Source organism: Anaeromyxobacter sp. PSR-1, from assembly GCF_000964525.1.
Classification (GTDB): domain Bacteria; phylum Myxococcota; class Myxococcia; order Myxococcales; family Anaeromyxobacteraceae; genus Anaeromyxobacter.
Genome location: NZ_BAZG01000045.1, coordinates 1 through 17193 on the forward strand (window position 1 = coordinate 1; position 17193 = coordinate 17193).

22 protein-coding genes are annotated in these 17193 nt (G+C 74.2%); 18 read left to right on the forward strand and 4 right to left on the reverse strand.

The window, feature by feature from the left end; all coding sequences use genetic code 11:
• The 9 genes from PSR1_RS09365 to PSR1_RS09405 all read left to right on the forward strand — a co-directional run.
• On the forward strand, nt 1-255 hold a 255-nt coding region (locus PSR1_RS09365; RefSeq protein ID WP_152643333.1), incomplete at its 5' end, for a tetratricopeptide repeat protein.
• Between the two features lie 2 nt (nt 256-257).
• Entirely contained in the window at nt 258-593 is a 336-nt protein-coding gene (locus tag PSR1_RS09370) for a zf-TFIIB domain-containing protein (protein ID WP_059437338.1), read from the forward strand.
• 7 nt (nt 594-600) lie between these two features.
• Complete coding sequence (gene gatC / locus PSR1_RS09375) at nt 601-894, forward strand: Asp-tRNA(Asn)/Glu-tRNA(Gln) amidotransferase subunit GatC (protein WP_059437339.1); 294 nt, start codon at nt 601-603, stop codon at nt 892-894.
• Nucleotides 891-2369 (forward strand): Asp-tRNA(Asn)/Glu-tRNA(Gln) amidotransferase subunit GatA, encoded by a 1479-nt coding sequence (gatA, locus tag PSR1_RS09380; RefSeq protein ID WP_059437340.1) that lies wholly within the window; start codon nt 891-893, stop codon nt 2367-2369. Before gatC ends, gatA begins: the two co-directional genes overlap by 4 nt.
• Nucleotide 2370: 1 nt before the next feature.
• Entirely contained in the window at nt 2371-3825 is a 1455-nt protein-coding gene (gene gatB, locus PSR1_RS09385; protein ID WP_059437341.1) for an Asp-tRNA(Asn)/Glu-tRNA(Gln) amidotransferase subunit GatB, read from the forward strand.
• Nucleotides 3826-3827: 2 nt separating this feature from the next.
• Nucleotides 3828-4043, forward strand: a complete 216-nt coding sequence (locus PSR1_RS09390; protein ID WP_059437342.1) for a hypothetical protein — start codon at nt 3828-3830, stop codon at nt 4041-4043.
• Nucleotides 4040-5059, forward strand: a complete 1020-nt coding sequence (gene mtnA / locus PSR1_RS09395) for an S-methyl-5-thioribose-1-phosphate isomerase (RefSeq protein ID WP_059437343.1) — start codon at nt 4040-4042, stop codon at nt 5057-5059. Before PSR1_RS09390 ends, mtnA begins: the two co-directional genes overlap by 4 nt.
• A 64-nt stretch (nt 5060-5123) precedes the next feature.
• Nucleotides 5124-6041 (forward strand): potassium transporter, encoded by a 918-nt coding sequence (locus PSR1_RS09400; protein ID WP_059437344.1) that lies wholly within the window; start codon nt 5124-5126, stop codon nt 6039-6041.
• A 61-nt stretch (nt 6042-6102) separates the two neighbouring features.
• Nucleotides 6103-6567, forward strand: coding sequence for a YkvA family protein (locus tag PSR1_RS09405; RefSeq protein ID WP_059437345.1), 465 nt, complete (start codon nt 6103-6105; stop codon nt 6565-6567).
• Between the two features lie 80 nt (nt 6568-6647).
• Here the strand turns inward: PSR1_RS09405 and PSR1_RS09410 are convergent, their stop codons facing one another.
• Entirely contained in the window at nt 6648-7082 is a 435-nt protein-coding gene (locus PSR1_RS09410) for a hypothetical protein (protein ID WP_059437346.1), read from the reverse strand.
• Nucleotides 7083-7304: 222 nt separating this feature from the next.
• Between PSR1_RS09410 and rplU the strand changes: the two genes are divergently transcribed.
• From rplU to PSR1_RS09430, 4 genes are all read left to right on the forward strand, one after another.
• Nucleotides 7305-7610: a 50S ribosomal protein L21 gene (gene rplU, locus PSR1_RS09415; protein WP_011423228.1), complete on the forward strand. Its 306-nt coding sequence runs from the start codon at nt 7305-7307 to the stop codon at nt 7608-7610.
• 24 nt (nt 7611-7634) lie between these two features.
• A complete protein-coding gene (rpmA, locus tag PSR1_RS09420; RefSeq protein WP_011423227.1) occupies nt 7635-7892 on the forward strand; it encodes a 50S ribosomal protein L27 in 258 nt (85 codons plus the stop codon).
• A 93-nt stretch (nt 7893-7985) separates the two neighbouring features.
• Nucleotides 7986-9050: a GTPase ObgE gene (gene obgE, locus PSR1_RS09425; protein ID WP_059437347.1), complete on the forward strand. Its 1065-nt coding sequence runs from the start codon at nt 7986-7988 to the stop codon at nt 9048-9050.
• The gene (locus PSR1_RS09430; RefSeq protein ID WP_059437348.1) at nt 9047-9724 is read left to right on the forward strand and encodes an RNA methyltransferase; all 678 of its coding nucleotides are present in this window, start codon (nt 9047-9049) and stop codon (nt 9722-9724) included. The genes obgE and PSR1_RS09430 overlap by 4 nt, the downstream gene beginning before the upstream one ends.
• Here PSR1_RS09430 and PSR1_RS09435 read toward each other — a convergent pair.
• Genes PSR1_RS09435 through wecB form a run of 3 tightly spaced genes read right to left on the reverse strand, consistent with a single transcriptional unit; the run spans nt 9721 to nt 12187 of the window.
• Nucleotides 9721-10083, reverse strand: coding sequence for a hypothetical protein (locus PSR1_RS09435; RefSeq protein WP_059437349.1), 363 nt, complete (start codon nt 10081-10083; stop codon nt 9721-9723). The genes PSR1_RS09430 and PSR1_RS09435 overlap by 4 nt on opposite strands.
• Nucleotides 10080-11051 carry an RluA family pseudouridine synthase gene (locus PSR1_RS09440; RefSeq protein WP_059437350.1) on the reverse strand — a complete coding sequence of 324 codons (972 nt, stop codon included), beginning with the start codon at nt 11049-11051 and terminating at the stop codon, nt 10080-10082. The genes PSR1_RS09435 and PSR1_RS09440 overlap by 4 nt, the downstream gene beginning before the upstream one ends.
• Nucleotides 11052-11089: 38 nt before the next feature.
• Nucleotides 11090-12187 carry a non-hydrolyzing UDP-N-acetylglucosamine 2-epimerase gene (gene wecB, locus PSR1_RS09445; RefSeq protein ID WP_059437351.1) on the reverse strand — a complete coding sequence of 366 codons (1098 nt, stop codon included), beginning with the start codon at nt 12185-12187 and terminating at the stop codon, nt 11090-11092.
• 172 nt (nt 12188-12359) lie between these two features.
• Between wecB and kdsB the strand changes: the two genes are divergently transcribed.
• The 5 genes from kdsB to PSR1_RS09470 are packed head-to-tail and all read left to right on the forward strand — an operon-like array spanning nt 12360 to nt 17133.
• Nucleotides 12360-13088, forward strand: a complete 729-nt coding sequence (gene kdsB, locus PSR1_RS09450) for a 3-deoxy-manno-octulosonate cytidylyltransferase (protein WP_059437352.1) — start codon at nt 12360-12362, stop codon at nt 13086-13088.
• A 14-nt stretch (nt 13089-13102) separates the two neighbouring features.
• Nucleotides 13103-14770, forward strand: a complete 1668-nt coding sequence (locus PSR1_RS09455; protein WP_059437353.1) for a CTP synthase — start codon at nt 13103-13105, stop codon at nt 14768-14770.
• A 3-nt stretch (nt 14771-14773) separates the two neighbouring features.
• Nucleotides 14774-15604, forward strand: a complete 831-nt coding sequence (gene kdsA, locus PSR1_RS09460; RefSeq protein WP_059437354.1) for a 3-deoxy-8-phosphooctulonate synthase — start codon at nt 14774-14776, stop codon at nt 15602-15604.
• On the forward strand, nt 15601-16095 hold the full coding sequence (locus PSR1_RS09465; RefSeq protein ID WP_059437355.1) for an HAD family hydrolase: 495 nt from the start codon (nt 15601-15603) through the stop codon (nt 16093-16095). Before kdsA ends, PSR1_RS09465 begins: the two co-directional genes overlap by 4 nt.
• A gap of 60 nt (nt 16096-16155) precedes the next feature.
• Nucleotides 16156-17133, forward strand: coding sequence for a lysophospholipid acyltransferase family protein (locus PSR1_RS09470; protein WP_059437356.1), 978 nt, complete (start codon nt 16156-16158; stop codon nt 17131-17133).
• Nucleotides 17134-17193: the final 60 nt, after the last annotated feature.

The following is a 17193-nucleotide window of genomic DNA, read 5'->3' on the forward strand; positions in this document are numbered from 1 at the left end:
AACGTGGCGGCCCTGACCGGGCAGGGTTTGTGCTATCTCGATCTCGCCCGCTACCCTTCCGCCGAGTCGGCCTTCCAGGCGGCGCTGCGGGTGGAGCCGGAGAATCCGGACGCCACCCTCGGGCTCGCCGAGACCTACCGGTGGCAGGGGAACGACGCGGAAGCCATCAGGTACTACGAGCGGTACCTCGCGCATCATCCCGACGGCGAGGAGGCCGCGGTCGCCCGGAACGCCATCGACGCACTGAGGAGATGACCATGTCCGACAAGGGAACGCCGGGGAAGCCGTCCACCACCGAGGACGAGTACTTCGTCCGGGAGGACGCCGAGAAGAAGCGGAAGCTCGCGCTCCAGCTCAAGAAGGAGACCGAGGAGTCGGAGCGGAAGCGGCTGAAGGACCTCCACTTCATGCACTGCCCGAAGTGCGGCATGCAGATGCAGGAGGTGAAGCTCCGCGGCGTGGACGTGGACGTGTGCTTCTCGTGCAGCGGCATCTTCCTCGACAAGGGCGAGCTCGAGCACCTCGAGAAGCCGGAGTCGCGCGGCGTGATGAGCGCGATCCTGAACTGGTTCAAGCCGGAGTCGAAGGCGTAGGCGAGAGATGGCGCTGTCGCTCGAGGAGGTCCGGCGCATCGCCGAGCTGGCGCGGCTGAGGCTGTCCGAGGAGGAGGAGCGCACCTTCGCCGGGCAGCTCTCGGCCATCCTCGACCACGTCCGCCAGCTCGAGGAGCTCGACGTCACCGCGGTCGAGCCCATGACCCACGCGCTCGCCGCCGGCGAGCTGCCGGCGCTGCGCGAGGACGCGGTGCGCGCGTCCCTCCCGCCGGAGGAGGCGACCGCCGCCGCCCCGGCGCGCGAGGGTACCGCCTTCAAGGTGCCGAGGATCATCGAATGAGCACGCCGGCGAAGGAGCTCTGCCGCCTCGGGCTGCGCGAGGCGGGGGCGGGCGTCGCCGCGAAGGCGATCTCGTCCTCCGAGCTGGTCGAGGCCTCGCTGGCGCGCATCCAGGCCACCGACGGGAAGCTCGGCGCGTTCCTGGCGGTGAGCGCCGACCGCGCGCGCGCGGCGGCGAAGGCGGCCGACGCCCGCGCCGCGCGCGGCGAGCGCCGCTCGGAGCTGGACGGCGTGCCGGTGGCGGTGAAGGACATCTTCGTCACGAAGGGCGTCCCCACCACCGCGGGCTCGCGCATCCTCGAGGGCTACCTGCCCCCGTACGACGCCACCGTGGTGGAGCGGCTCGAGGCCGCCGGCGCGGTGATCGTGGGCAAGCTCAACATGGACGAGTTCGCCATGGGCTCGTCCAACGAGAACAGCGCGTACAGGCCCTGCCACAACCCCTGGGACCTCTCCCGCACGCCGGGCGGCAGCTCCGGCGGCAGCGCCGCGTCGGTGGCGGCGGGGCAGGTGCACGCCTCGCTCGGCACCGACACCGGCGGCTCGATCCGCGAGCCGGCCGCGTTCTGCGGCGTGGTCGGGGTGAAGCCGACGTACGGCCGCGTCTCGCGCTACGGCGTGGTCGCGTTCGCCTCGTCGCTCGACCAGGTGGGCCCGCTCGCCCGCGAGGTGGGCGACGCCGCGCTGGTCCTGCGCACCATCGCCGGCCACGACCCGCGCGACATGACCTCGTCCACCCGCCCGGTGGACGACTACCTCGGGCCGCTGGAGGAGGGCGCGCGCGGGCTGCGCGTGGGCGTGCCGCGCGAGTGGCTCTCGGGCGGGCTCGACGCCGGCGTCGAGGCCGCGATCCGCGCCGCGCTCGACACCTACCGCCGCCTCGGCGCCACGCTGGTGGACGTCTCCCTGCCGCACTCGAAGTACGGCATCGGCGCCTACTACCTCATCGCGCCGGCGGAGGCCTCCTCCAACCTGGCCCGCTACGACGGCGTGCGCTTCGGCCTGCGCGCCGAGGGCGCGAAGGGGCTGAAGGAGATGTACGCGGAGAGCCGCGAGCGGGGCCTCGGCGCCGAGCCGAAGCGCCGCATCATGCTCGGCACCTACGCGCTCAGCTCCGGGTACTACGACGCGTACTACCTGCGCGCGCAGAAAGTCCGCACGCTCATCCGCCGCGACTTCGACGAGGCGTTCCGGTCCTGCGACGTCATCGCCGGCCCGGTCACCCCGTCGGTCGCGTTCAGGCTGGGCGAGCGCACCGGGGACCCGCTCCAGATGTACCTGGCGGACATCTTCACCATCACCTGCAACCTGGCCGCGCTGCCCGGGCTCTCGGTGCCGTGCGGCCTCGAGGCCGGGAGCGGCCTGCCGGTGGGGCTGCAGCTGGTGGGGCGCCCGTTCGACGAGGCGACCCTGTTCCGCGCGGCGCGCGCGCTCGAGCGCGAGCTCGGGCCGCTGCCCGCGCCCCCGGAGCCCTGAGATGCCCATCTCCGACTTCCAGGTGGTGATCGGGCTCGAGGTCCACGCGCAGCTCCTCACCGCGAGCAAGATCTTCTGCGGCTGCTCGACCGCGTTCGGCGGCGCGCCCAACGCGCACACCTGCCCGGTGTGCCTGGGCCTCCCCGGCGCGCTCCCGGCGCTGAACCGCTCGGTGGTGGAGATGGCGGTGCGGACCGGCCTCGCGCTCGGCTGCGAGATCCGCCCGAAGAGCGTGTTCGCGCGGAAGAACTACTTCTACCCGGACCTCCCGAAGGGCTACCAGATCTCGCAGTACGAGCTGCCCATCTGCGAGGGCGGCGAGGTGACGTTCACGCTCGACGGCCGCGACCACACCGCGCGGCTGGTCCGGATCCACATGGAGGAGGACGCCGGCAAGAACGTGCACGACGTCTCCGCCGACGGCTCCTCCGGCGTGGACCTGAACCGCGCCGGCGTGCCGCTCGTCGAGATCGTCTCGCGCCCGGACCTGCGCTCCGCCGAGGAGGCCGTCGAGTACCTGAAGGCGCTGCGCGCGATCCTGATGGCGCTCGGGGTGAACGACGGGAACATGCAGGAGGGGTCGCTCCGCTGCGACGCGAACGTGTCGGTGATGCGCAAGGGCGCCTCCGAGCTCGGCACGCGCTGCGAGATCAAGAACATGAACTCGTTCCGCTTCCTGAAGCAGGCGATCGAGTTCGAGGCCCGCCGCCAGGTGGAGCTGATCGAGGCGGGCGAGCCGGTGGTGCAGGAGACGCGGCTGTTCGACCCGGACCGCGGCGAGACCCGCTCGATGCGCTCGAAGGAGGAGGCGCACGACTACCGCTACTTCCCGGAGCCGGACCTGCCGCCGGTGATCGTCGAGGCGGCGCTGGTGGAGCGGCTCCGCGCCGCGCTGCCGGAGCTGCCGCGCGCCAAGGCCGAGCGCTACCAGCGCAGCCTGGGGCTCTCCGCCCAGGACGCCGGGAACCTGGTGGCGGACGCGGCGGTGTCGGCCTGGTTCGACGCGGCGCTCGCCGCGTACGGCGCCGGCCCGGAGGCGGCGAAGAAGGTCGCGAACTGGGTGATCGGCGAGCTGGCCCGCCTGGCGAACGAGACCGGCGAGGCGCCCGCCACCTGGAAGCTGACGCCGGCGCGGCTCGCCGCGGTGCTGCGCCTCATCGACGCCGGCACCATCGGCGGACCGGGCGCGAAGCAGGTCGTGGAGGAGGTCTTCCGCACCGGCGCCGAGCCCGACGCGGTGGTGAAGGCGAAGGGGCTGGCGCAGGTCTCCGACGAGGGCGCCATCGAGGCGGCGGTGGACAAGGTGCTCGCCGCGAACCCGGGCGAGGTGGAGAAGTACCGCGGCGGCCGCAAGAACCTCGTCGGCTTCTTCGTCGGGCAGGTCATGAAGGAGATGCGCGGCAAGGGCAACCCGGCGGTGGTGAACGCGCTCCTGCGCAGGAAGCTGGGGGACTGACCGTGGCGCGCTGGGCAGGGTGGGGTGCGGGACCCGCGGGCGCCGGCGCGACCGGCGGCCCGAGCAAGCTGTTCCTCTCGCTGGCGCTGGCGGGCTCGGCGGTGGTGGCCGGGGTGCTGGCGGCGCAGGGGCGCTGGCCGGCGGCGGGCGTGGCCGCCTGCGCGGCCGGGTACTTCGCGCTGCGGCTCTTCGCCGGGCTGGGCAAGGGAGAGCGATGACGGTCCGTGAACCCCTCCGGCCGGTGCTGTACGACGACGGCCGCGACCTGGTGCGCCTGCTCGACCAGAAGGCGCTGCCGGCCGAGGAGCGCTGGCTCGAGCTGTCCACCGCCGACGCGGTCGCGGCGGCCATCAAGGACCTCACCGTGCGCGGGGCGCCGGCCATCGGCGTGGCGGCGGCCTACGGGCTGGCGGTCGAGGCGCGGCGGGGCGCCGGCCCGGAGCGGCTGCGCGCCGCGGCGGACCTGCTCGCCCGCGCCCGGCCCACCGCGGTGAACCTGGCCTGGGCGGTGCGGCGCATGTCGGCGCGGATCGGCGCGCCGGCCGCGGACGTGCTGGCCGAGGCGCACGCCATCCGCGACGAGGACGAGGCGGCCTGCCGCCGCATCGGCGCGCTCGGCGCCCCGCTCGTCCCGCGGAGCGCCCGGGTGCTCACCCACTGCAACGCCGGCGCGCTCGCCACCGCCGGCTACGGCACCGCGCTCGGGGTGGTGCGCGCGGCGGTCGAGTCCGGAAACGCCATCTCGGTGTTCGCCGACGAGACGCGCCCGTTCCTCCAGGGCGCGCGGCTCACCGCCTGGGAGCTGCACCGCGACGGCATCCCGGTGACGGTGCTCACCGACGGCATGGCGGGCTGGCTCATGGCGCGCGGCGAGATCGGCTGCGTCGTGGTGGGCGCCGACCGCATCGCCGCGAACGGCGACGTGGCGAACAAGATCGGCACCTACGCGCTGGCGGTGCTCGCCGCGCACCACCGGCTGCCGTTCTACGTGGCCGCCCCCTGGTCCACGGTGGACCTCGCCACGCCCACCGGCGCGGACATCCCCATCGAGGAGCGGGGCGCCGACGAGGTGGTCGTGCTGGCCGGCCAGCGCATCGCGCCGGCCGGGGTCCCGGCGCGGTACCCGGCGTTCGACGTCACCCCGGCGGCGCTCGTCACCGCCATCGTGACGGAGCGCGGCGTGGTGCGCGCGCCGCACGCGGCCGGGCTGGCGGCGCTCGCGACGGCGCGGTAGCGCCGGGGTAGGCGGTCCGGCGCCTAGCCGCGCCGTGCACCCGGCGTCTAGGATCCGCGGCCGCATGGCGGATCTCACCCACACGCGCGTGTTCGGGCAGGCCACCCGCGGCCTGGTCGCGATCGGCCTGCGGCGCCGCCCGCTCGCCGACCTGTACCACCTGCTCGTCACCGGCCCGTGGGCGCGCCTCTGCGCGGTGTACGCGCTCGTCTACTTCGTCACCGCGGCGCTGTTCGAGGCGGCGCACTACGCGCTCGGCGAGGCGGGGCCGGCGGCGCGCGGCTCGGCGATCGCGGCGCTGGTGGCGCTCGCGCGCGGCGCCAGCCGGGACGAGGTGCGGGCGGCGCTCGCCCCCCGGGCGCTCGCGGCCGGGCTGGTGGCCGGCGCCGAGGGGTTCGTGCGCTGGGCGGAGCTCGTGATCGGCGCGGGCATCGTGCTCGCGAAGTTCTCGCTGCTCCGCGCCCGGGTGCTGTTCAGCGAGGTGGCCGTGATCGGCCCGCACCGCGGCGGCGAGGCGCTCCAGTTCCGCATGGCGAACGAGCGCACCAGCCACGTGGTGGACGCGAAGGTGTCGGTGATGCTGGTGCGCGACGAGCTCGACGACGAGGGCGAGCCGGTCCGGCGCGCGCACGACCTGCCGCTCGTCCGCGGCGGCACCGCGCTGTTCTCGCACGCCTGGACGGCGGCCCACCCCATCGGCCCGGCCAGCCCGCTCGCCGGGGCCGACGGCGGGGCGCTCGCCGCCGCCGAGGCGGAGATCATCGTCACCTTCAGCGGCTACGACGAGGCGCTCACCCGCGTCATCTACGCCCGCCACGTCTACCCGGCCGCGCGCATCCGGTGGGGCGCCCGCTTCGCGCCCATCGTGCGGACGCTGCCCGACGGGCGGCGCGCGGTGGACTACCGCCGCTTCCACGAGGTGGTCGAGGCGGAGCCCGCGGGCCGCCCCGAGCGCGCGCGGCGCCGCGCCCGCGAAGGGTGAGCCCCGCCCGACGCGGCCGGGGCGCTCCCCGCGGGCGGCCCCCCGGATTAGGATCCTCGGCATGGCCCCCCGCACCTGCCCCGCCTGCGGCCGCCCGCAGGGCACGAACGGCGACTGCATCTCCTGCCGCGACGCGGCCGCCCGGGAGCTCGCCCGCGATGCGCGCGACGTGACGCCGGAGACGGCCGGCGCGCACGCGGAGTCGGCGCGGCGCTTCCTCGCGCGCCCACCCTGGTACGCGAAGACCGCGCCGGCCAAGCTGCGCAGCAAGCTGCGCCTGCTCTGGATGGTGATCCGCGACTACGCGAACGGCACCTATCGCAAGGTCCCGTGGAAGGCGGTCGCCGCGCTGGCCGCGGCGGTGGTCTACGTGGTCTCGCCCATCGACCTCGTCCCCGACTTCCTGGTGCCGTTCGGCTTCACCGACGACGTGCTGGCGCTCGCGCTGACCTGGGGGCTCGTGAAGCGGGAGCTGCGCGATTACTGCCAGTGGAAGGGGCTGTCGCCGGCGCACTTCGGGCTCTGATCCCGGCGCCCCCGCGAAAGGACGCGGGCGGCGGGGATCGACCCCACCGCCCGCCGGTGCCGCACGCTCGGGTGCGGGCGTCAGTGCTTCCCGTGGCCCTTCCCCTTGCCCGGGTGGCCGCCGTGGTCGCCGCCGTGGCCGCCATGGCCGCCGCCGTAGCCGCCGCCCTCGTAGCGGGCGGGCGCGCCGTGGCCCTTGCCCGGGTGGAAGCGCTTGTACTTGCCGGGCGGGACCTGGACCAGCCGGGACGGCACGTAGCGCGGCTGCATGTAGACCCAGCCGCCGCGCGGGCTGCGGGCGCGGTACCAGCCGCCGTCGTGGCGGACCCAGTACCAGTTGTCCACGAAGAAGACCTCCTCCTCGACGTCCGGCACCACCTGGACGCCGGGGGAGACGACGACGAGCTGCGGGAGGACGACCGGAAGGTCCAGGCGGAGCTGCACCGATGCCTGGGCCTCGGCGAGGCAGGGGAGCGCGAGCGCGCACGCGAGGGCGATCACATGTCGCTTGTTCATAGGACGCGGAGGATCGGCCGATCGGGCGCACGCCGCAAGGCGGAGGGATGCCCACATCGGCGCCCCCCCTCCGGCGGCAGGCCGGGTGCGCCGATCCAACCGCCCGGCATTCCTTGACAGGTGCCGCGGCGCGATCGTATATGACCGCCCTTCCGGAGGGCCGGTTCGTCGCGCTCGCACGCGCGCGGCCGTGTTTTCCTCCCCAGATTCCGAGGAGAAGCGATGTACGCGGTGATTCGGACCGGCGGGAAGCAGTATCGCGTCGCCCAGGGCGACCGGGTGAAGATCGAGAAGCTCGCCGGCGACGTCGGCGGGAAGGTGAACTTCGACGTGCTGCTCGTCGGCGGCGAGGGCGAGGCGAAGGTCGGCAAGCCGACCCTGGCCGGCGTCACCGTCGAGGGCGAGATCGTCGCCCAGGGCAAGCACAAGAAGGTCATCCACTTCCGGAAGAAGAAGGAAGGCTGGACCAAGAAGCGGGGCCACCGTCAGCCCTACACCGAGGTCCTCATCACCACGGTCCGGGCCTAAGGCCCGGGGCGAACGGAGCAGGAAATGGCTCACAAAAAGGGACAGGGCTCTTCGCGCAACGGGCGCGACTCTCCCGGCCAGCGCCGCGGGATCAAGGTCTACGGGTCCGAGAAGGTGGTCGCGGGCAACATCCTCGTCCGCCAGGTCGGCACGCTCGTCCACCCCGGCCAGAACGTCGGCATGGGCAAGGACTTCACGCTGTTCGCCCTCATCGACGGCACCGTGAAGTACAGCCGGACCCGCGGCGACCGCCGCGTGGTGTCGGTGCTCCCCGGGGCGTAAGCTCCCCTCGCCTCCGGCACGGCTCGGGGCGACGGCACTGCGCGCGCCGCGGATCCTCGGGTCCGCGGCGCTTCGCGTTTCTCGAGGTCGCTCGTGAAGTTCGTCGACGAGGTGAAGATCCACGTGAAGGCCGGCGACGGCGGCGACGGTGCCGTCGCGTGGCGCCGCGAGAAGTTCATCCCGCGGGGCGGCCCGGCCGGCGGCGACGGCGGCAACGGCGGCGACGTGGTGCTGGAGGTCGATCCGCAGCTCTCGACCCTGCTCGACTACCGCTACATCCGCGAGCACAAGGCGCGGAACGGCGAGAAGGGCAGCGGCTCGGACATGAACGGCAAGGACGGCGCGGACCTGGTCCTGCGCGTCCCGCCGGGCACGGTGGTGAAGGACGCGGGCACCGGCGAGCAGCTCTGCGACCTGGGCACCGCGGGCGAGCGCGTCGTGATCGCGAAGGGCGGCCGCGGCGGCCTCGGCAACATGAACTTCGCGACGTCCACCAACCAGGCGCCGCGCTACGCCGAGGACGGCACGCCGGGCGAGGAGCGGGACCTCGTCCTCGAGCTGAAGCTGCTCGCCGACGTGGGGATCGTGGGCTACCCGAACGCCGGGAAGTCCACCCTCATCAGCCGCATCTCGCGCGCCCGCCCGAAGATCGCGGACTACCCGTTCACCACGCTCACGCCGAACCTGGGCGTGGTCGGCTGGCGCGAGCGGAGCTTCGTGGTCGCCGACATCCCCGGGCTCATCGAGGGCGCGCACGCCGGCGCCGGCCTGGGGCACCAGTTCCTCCGCCACGTGGAGCGCTGCCGCGTCCTCATCCACCTGGTGGAGGGCGCGAACCCGGAGCCGGGCCGCGCGCCCAAGGCCGACCTCGACGCCATCGACGCCGAGCTCGCCGCCTACTCCGAGGAGCTGGCGCGGAAGCCGCAGCTCGTGGCGGTGACCAAGATCGACATCCCCGAGGCGCGCGCCGCCGGCGTGAAGCTCCAGAAGCTGCTCGGCCGGCGCAAGAAGCCGGTGCCGGTGCACCTCGTCTCGGCGGTCACCGGCGAGGGGCTCGACGCGCTCCTCGACGCGGTCGGGCGCGCGCTGTTCAAGGAGGCGCGGCCGCACCGGGGCGGCGGCGGCAAGAAGCTCGCGAAGCCGAGGGCGCGCGCGTGAAGCTGGGCGACCCCGCGTTCGTGCTCCCGGAGCGCCGGGCCCGCATCGACGCGGTGGTGGCGAACCGCACCCGCACGCTCACGGTGGTGATGGAGGCGTTCTGCGATCCGCAGAACGTGAACGCGGTGCTGCGCACCTGCGAGGCGTTCGGGGTCCAGACGCTGCACGCGGTCGAGGGGCCCATGAAGCCGTACGACCGCAACAAGAAGATCAGCCAGAACGCCGACAAGTGGCTGGACGTGCGGCGCTGGTCCTCCACCACCGAGTGCCTCACGCACCTCCGCTCGGAGGGGTTCGCGATCTACGCCACGCACCTCGGCGACCGCTCCCGGCCCATGGCCGGGCTGTCCTTCGCCGGCAAGGTGGCGCTCGTGTTCGGGAACGAGCAGCGCGGCGTCTCCGAGGAGGCGCTGGCGCTCGCCGACGCCTGCTACGCCATCCCCATGCGCGGCTTCGTCCAGTCGCTGAACGTGTCGGTGGCGGCGGCGATCTCGCTCGCCCACGCGGTGGAGCGGCGCGAGGCCGAGCGCGGCCGGCACGGCGACCTGCCCGAGGACGAGGCGCAGGCGCTGCGGGAGCGCTTCTACCTGCTCGCGGTGAAGCAGCGCAGCCGGATCGCCAAGGCCGAGGCGGTCCGCGACCGGAACGCGCGCCGGGCGCGCACGCGCGGCTAGCCCTGGGCCGGCGGCCCGGGCGGCGCGGCCGGCGCGGCGTCCGGTGGCGCGGGGCGCTTCCGAGCGGCCCGCCACCCCGCGACCAGCCCGACCAGCGCGGCGACGGCGACGACGGCGGGGGCGGCGTGGTCGAGCGCGCGGCGGAACGGGGCGCGCTCGGCGGCCACGAACAGCACCAGCCCGGCGACCCCCATCACCAGCGCGAACGCGAGCGCCCCGCGCGACACCCGGCCCTTCCCCGGCCGGCCCCGCACCGCCGCGAGCCGCAGCGCGGCCGCGACCCCGACCAGCCCGGCCCCGATCGCCATCCACGCGCCGGTGAGCCCGCCCACCAGCCCGGCGAAGTCGTACGCGTTCACGGCGCGCAGCCCTCCCAGAACGCGGCCAGGTCCGGCGGCAGCGGCACCTCCAGCCGGACCGGCGCGCGGGTGACCGGGTGCGGCAGCTCGAGCCGCCAGGCGTGCAGCGCGTGGCGCGGCAGGCGGAGCAGCGCGAGGTCGCCGTCGGTCATCGCGCGCCGGGTGAACCGGTCGAAGATCTCCTCGTCGGGCCCGTAGATCTTGTCGCCCACCATGGGCAGCCCGGCGTGCGCGAGGTGCGCGCGGATCTGGTGCTGGCGCCCGGTGCGCGGGCGGCAGGCGAGCAGCGCCACCGGCGCGCCGTCCGGCGCGCGGCGCCGGCCCAGCACCTCGAACGCGGTCTGCGACGGCAGCCCCTCCGCCGCCACGTGCATCCGCACCCGCACCGCCGACGCGCCGGTGAGCGCGAGCGGCGCGTCCACCGTGAACGCGTCCTCGACCGGCGCGCCCAGCGCGAGCGCGAGGTAGGTCTTGTGCACGCGCGCGTGCGCGAAGTCGCGCTTCAGGACCTTCGTCACCTCGGGCGCGGTCCCGCAGGCGAGCAGGCCGGAGGTCTCGCGGTCGAGCCGGTGCGCCGGATCGACCTTGCGGTCCGGGTAGCGCAGGCGCGCCAGCGAGGTGAACGTGTTCGCGGCGTAGCGCGCGGTGGGGTGGACCGGCAGCCCGGCCGGCTTGTCCACCACCAGCAGCGCGCCGTCGTCGTGCACCACCCCGAACTCCTGGGGCGTGTCCGGCTCGGCCTCGGCGTCCTTGAGGAGCGCGAAGGAGAGGCCGGGCGCGACGCGGGTGGAGGGCTTCAGCCGGCGGCCGTCCTCGGTCTCGAGCCGCTGCGCGATGAGCCGCTGCACCCGCTCGCGCGAGAGCCGGCGGATCTTCTCCTGGAGGTAGCGATCGAGGCGCCACCCCGCGTAGTTCGGCTCGACCGTGAAGCGGACCCGGACCTGCTGCGTCACCGGCGCACCATACACCGGCGGCCGCTGCGACGCCCCCGCCCCGCGCGGCGCCGTCAGGCCCGCGCCAGGAACGCGAGCACCGCGTCCGCGGCCCGCTCCCCCGCCTGCCCGTCCCAGAGCGCCGGGACGCGTCCGCGCCCGGGGGCGCCGTCGAGCGCGCGGCGGGCCTCCGCCACGATGCGGCCGGGGTCGGTGCCCACCACGTGGTTCGTGCCCTCGCTGACGGTGACCGGGCGCTCGGTGTTCTCGCGCAGCGTGAGGCAGGGGACGCCGAGCGCGGTGGACTCCTCCTGCAGGCCGCCGGAGTCGGTGAGCACCAGGCGCGCGGCGCTCGTGAGCGAGAGGAACTCGAGGTAGCCGAGCGGCTCGACCAGCCGGAGCGCGGCGGCGGCGCCGGCCAGCGCGGGGTCGGCGAGGCGGGCGCGGGTGCGCGGGTGGACCGGGAACACCACCGGCAGCGCGCGCGCGACCTCCGCCAGCGCGCCGAGCAGCCGGCCGAGCGCGGCGGGGTCGTCCACGTTGGAGGGCCGGTGCAGCGTGAGGACGGCGTACCCGCCCTCCTCGAGGCCCAGGTAGCGCCAGGCCGAAAGCGCGCGGGCGCGCGGCAGGTGCGCGCGGAGCGTGTCGATCATGAGGTTGCCGACCCGGGCCACCCGCGCCGCCGGGACCCCCTCGCGCGCGAGGTTCTCGTCGGCGTCCGGGCTCGGGGTGAGCAGCAGGTCGGCGAGGTGGTCGGTGACCACCCGGTTCAGCTCCTCCGGCATGGTCCGGTCGTGGCTGCGCAGCCCCGCCTCGAGGTGCGCCACCGGGATCCCGAGCTTCGCCGCCACCAGCGCGGCCGCCACCGTCGAGTTCACGTCGCCGGGCACGACCACCAGGTCCGGCCGCGGCGCCGCCTCGAGCAGCGCCCGCTCGAACGCGATCATCACCCGGCCCGTCTGCTCGCCGTGGGTGCCGGAGCCCACCCCCAGGTCGAGGTCCGGGCGGGGCAGCCCGAGCTCGGCGAAGAACACGCCGCTCATCCGCTCGTCGAAGTGCTGGCCGGTGTGGACGAGGCGCTGCGCCGCGCCCCGCCGGGAGAGCGCGGCCATGAGCGGGGCGACCTTCATGAAGTTGGGGCGGGCGCCGACCACGTGGAGCACGAGGGCCATGTCGAAAGCTAGGAGGCCGGCCGTCCCCCGAAAATCACCCGCGAGCCCGCGGGCGCGGCCCCGCGGAGCTCCGCTCCGTGGCGCGGGGCGCGGCCCCGTCCTGAATGATTCTCGGCCGCTCGAAACCTGCCGTTGACTCGGGGGATCCCCCCGCGTACTTTGCAGTCCCGGTTTGAGACACGTCGCAGTCATCATCCCGGCCCGGTACGGCGCCACGCGCTTCCCGGGAAAGCCCCTCGCCGATCTGGCAGGCAAGCCCCTCATCGCCCATGTGGTCGAGCGCGCGAAGCGCGCCCGCGGGGTGGACGTCGTGGCCGTGGCCACCGACGACGACCGGATCGTGCGCGCCGTCCGCGCCGCGGGGGGCGAGGCCATCCTGACCGGACCGGCCGCGACGGGCACGGACCGGGTGGCGGAGGCCGCGCGCAAGCTCGCGCCGCGGCCGGAGATCGTGGTGAACCTGCAGGGCGACGAGCCGCTCATCGAGCCGGAGGCCATCGAGGCGGTCATCGACGCGATGGCCGGCGGCGTCCGGATGGCGACGCTCGCCCGCCCGCTCGCCGAGGGCGAGCTGGAGCGGACCCAGGTCGTCAAGGTGGTGACGCGGGCGAGCGGCGACGCGCTGTACTTCTCGCGCGCGCCCATCCCGCACCGGCGCGCCGGCGGCGAGAGCGCGCTGGCCCGCGCCCACGTGGGCATCTACGCGTTCACCGCCGCGTTCCTGGAGACGTTCACCGCGCTCGCGCCGGGCAGGCTCGAGGGGGAGGAGGCGCTCGAGCAGCTGCGGGCGCTGGAGCACGGGTACGACATCCGCGTGGCCGACACCGGCTACCGGGGTTTCGGGATCGACACGCCCGGCGACCTGGAGCGCGCGCGGGCGCTCCTGGCCGCGGGGGCGTGATCCGGGGAGAGCACATGGTCAAGCGGGGAAAGAAGACGAAGTACCTGTTCGTCACCGGCGGCGTGGTGAGCTCGCTCGGCAAGGGGCTCTCGGCGGCGTCGATCGGCGCGCTGCTCGAGAACCGCGGGCTGGAGGTCCAGCACCTCAAGCTCGACCCGTACATCAACGTGGACCCGGGCACGATGAGCCCGTTCCAGCACGGCGAGGTGTTCGTCACCGACGACGGCGCCGAGACCGACCTCGACCTCGGGCACTACGAGCGCTTCACCAGCGCCAAGATGACCCGGCGGAACAACTACACCACCGGCCGCATCTACCAGAACGTCATCCAGCGCGAGCGCCGGGGCGAGTACCTGGGCAAGACCGTGCAGGTGATCCCGCACATCACCGACGAGATCAAGGCGGTGATCCGCGAGGCCGCCGGCGGCGCGGACATCCTCATCGTCGAGGTGGGCGGCACCGTCGGCGACATCGAGTCGCTGCCGTTCCTCGAGGCGATCCGCCAGATGAAGTACGACGTGGGCGAGGAGAACGCCGTCTACGCGCACCTCACGCTCGTGCCGTTCATCGCCGCCGCCGGCGAGCTGAAGACCAAGCCCACCCAGCACAGCGTCAAGGAGCTGCGCGAGATCGGCATCCAGCCCGACCTGCTGCTGTGCCGCTCCGACCGCGAGATCCCGCGCGACATGAAGGACAAGATCGCGCTGTTCTGCAACGTGGACCCGTCGGCGGTGTTCACCGCGCTCGACGTCGCGTCGATCTACGAGGTGCCGCTCTCGCTCCACCGCGAGGGGCTCGACGACAAGCTGGCCGAGCTGTTCAACATCTGGAGCCGCGCCCCGCGCCTCGAGCGCTGGGAGACCATCGTCGACAAGGTGAAGAACCCGCGCCGCGGCGAGGTGCGGATCGGCATCGTCGGCAAGTACGTGGAGCTGCACGAGAGCTACAAGAGCCTCAACGAGGCGCTGGTCCACGGCGGCATCGCCAACGACGCGCGGGTGAAGCTGGCGTTCATCGACTCGACCAAGCTGGAGGAGGGCGACCTCTCCGAGCTGGACAAGGTGGACGCGATCCTGGTGCCGGGCGGGTTCGGCATCCGCGGGACCGAGGGGAAGATCCTCGGCGTGAAGTACGCCCGCGAGCACAAGGTGCCGTTCTTCGGCATCTGCCTCGGCCTGCAGATGGCCGTCATCGAGATGGCGCGCAACGTGCTCGGCCTGGCCGGCGCGAACTCGCTCGAGTTCGACGAGCAGACGCCGCACCCGGTGGTCACGCTGATGGAGGGGCAGAAGGGCGTGACCGACAAGGGCGGGACCATGCGGCTCGGCGCGTACCCCTGCGCGCTGAAGGAGGGCACCAAGGCCCGCGCGCTGTACGGCGCCGACCTGGTGCACGAGCGCCACCGCCACCGCTTCGAGTTCAACAACGACTACCGGGCCCAGTTCGAGGCGGCCGGGATGGTGTTCTCGGGCGTGAACCCGGACCTCGGCCTGGTGGAGATGATCGAGCTGCCCGGCCAGCACTTCGTGGGCTGCCAGTTCCACCCCGAGTTCCGCTCCAAGCCCTTCGCGCCGCACCCGCTGTTCGCGGGGTTCGTCAAGGCCGCCCTCGAGCACCGCGACGCGCAGCAGCGCCAGCCCTCGGCCGAGGTGAAGAAGCTCCCGGTCGGGAAGAACGGATAGCCGATGTCCCAGCCGATCCTGGCCCGCGTGGGCGGGCACCTCGTGGGCGACGGGCAGCCGCTGCTGCTCATCGCCGGCCCCTGCGTCATGGAGGACGAGGCGCACGGCCTCCGCCACGCCCGGCGCGTGAAGGAGCTCGCCGCGAAGCACGGCGTGCCGGTGGTGTTCAAGGCCAGCTTCGACAAGGCCAACCGCTCCTCCGGCAAGAGCTACCGCGGCCCCGGCCTGGAGGCGGGGCTGGCCGCGTTCCAGGCGGTGAAGCGCGAGACCGGGCTGCCCTGCCTCACCGACGTGCACGAGACCTGGCAGGCGGAGCCGGCCGGGCAGGTGGTGGACGTGCTGCAGGTGCCGGCGTTCCTGTGCCGGCAGACCGACCTCGTCATCGCCTGCGCGCGCCACGGCCGCGCCGTGAACGTGAAGAAGGGCCAGTTCCTCGCGCCGCGCGAGATGCGCCACGCCATCGCGAAGTGCCGCGAGGGCGGGAACGAGAACGTGTTCCTGACCGAGCGCGGCGCCACCTTCGGCTACGGCAACCTGGTGGTGGACATGCGCGCCCTGGTGCAGATGCGCGAGCTGGGCGTGCCGGTGTGCATGGACGCGACCCACAGCGTGCAGATGCCGGGCTCGGGCGGCGACACCACCGCCGGCGACCGGCAGTTCGTGGCGCCGCTGGCGCGCGCGGCGGCCGCGGTGGGCATCGACGCCCTGTTCATGGAGATCCACGAGGACCCGGCGGTGGCGAAGTCCGACGGGCCCAACTCGCTCGACTTCCCCACCGCCGACCGCGTGCTCCGCGAGGTGCTGGCGATCCGGCACGCGCTGGGGCAGCCGTGACCGAGGCCGAGCTCCTCGCCCGCGCCGCGCGCGTCCGGCTGCTGCTGCTGGACGTGGACGGCGTGCTCACCGACGGCCGGCTCTACTACGGCCCGGACGGCGAGGCGCTGAAGGTGTTCGACGTGAAGGACGGCCACGGGATCGTGCTCCTGCGCGAGCACGTCGCGCTGGGGGTCGTCTCCGGCCGGCCGGGCAAGGCCTCGGAGGCGCGCCTCCGCGAGCTGCGCTTCCAGCACCTCGTGTTCGGCGAGCGCGACAAGCTGGCCGGCTACGCGCGGCTCGCGCACCTCGGCGTCCCGGACGCCGAGGTGGCGTACATGGGCGACGACGTGAACGACGTGCCGCTGCTCGCGAAGGTGGGCCTCGCCGCCTGCCCCGCCGACGCGCGACCCGAGGCGAAGGCGGTCGCGCACCTCGTCACCGCCGCCCCCGGCGGCCGCGGCGCGGTCCGCGAGCTGTGCGACCTGCTGCTCCGCGCCCGCGGGCTCTAGCCCGGAGCGCCGCCCGGGGCTGCCGATCTCCCCGGATCCCGTGCTAGCGTGCGCCCCGCCATGGCCGTACCGCTCCGCAAGCGGATCAAGAGGAGCGTCCGCTCCGCGCTGGTCCGCGCCGCCCTCTGGATCCTGGGCCTGCTGCCCCTCGGCCCCGCCCTCGCGCTCGGCGGGCTGGTGGGCCGCGCCGGCTACCACCTCGCCCGCGACACGCGCCGCCTCGCGCTCCGGAGCCTCGCCGTCGCGTTCCCGGAGAAGCCCGAGGTCGAGCGCGAGGCCATCGTCCGCGCGATGTTCGTGCACCTCGGGCGCACCGCGCTCGAGCTCGCCGCCATCCGCAGCTACGACGCGCGGCTCGAGACCTACGTCGAGCTGTCGCCGCCCGGGCTGCTGCAGGAGGTCATCGCGCGCGGCCGCGGCATGGTGTTCGTCACCGGCCACGTGGGGAGCTGGGAGCTCCTCGCCCGCCGCATCGCCCGGGCCGGCATCCCGAACGCCGTCATCGCCAAGGCCGGCGGCGACGCCGCGCTGAACCGGGTGGCCGAGCGCTTCCGCGCCGCCGGCGGGGTCACCACGCTCTGGCGCGAGAACCCCGACACCGGCCGCGCCATCATCCGCACCTTCCGGCAGGGGAAGGCGCTCGGGCTGCTCATCGACCAGGACACGAAGGTCCAGGGCCTGTTCGTCCCGTTCTTCGGCCGGCTCGCGTACACGCCGCGCGCCGCGGCCGACCTCGCGCTCCGCTTCGGCGCGCCGGTGGTGGTCGGCACCATCCGGCGCCGGGGGCCGCGCGCCGGCGACGGCCACCTCCTCGAGTGCGTGGAGATCCCGTTCGCCGCCGACCCGCCCGACCGCGAGGCCGAGGCGGTCCGGCTCACCGCCGCCTGCTCCGCCGCCCTGGAGGCAGCCATCCGGCGGAGCCCGGCCGAGTGGGTGTGGATGCACCAGCGCTGGAAGACGCGCCCCGAAGGCGAGAACCAGGCCGGCGGTCCCCAAGCAAAGGCAATGCCGAAAAGCGCTGAGCTTTCACGCGGCTAGGGCGGCCGGGCATAAAGCAAGGTCTGTGCCCGTCGATCCAGCAAGGAAAGAATGCTATGT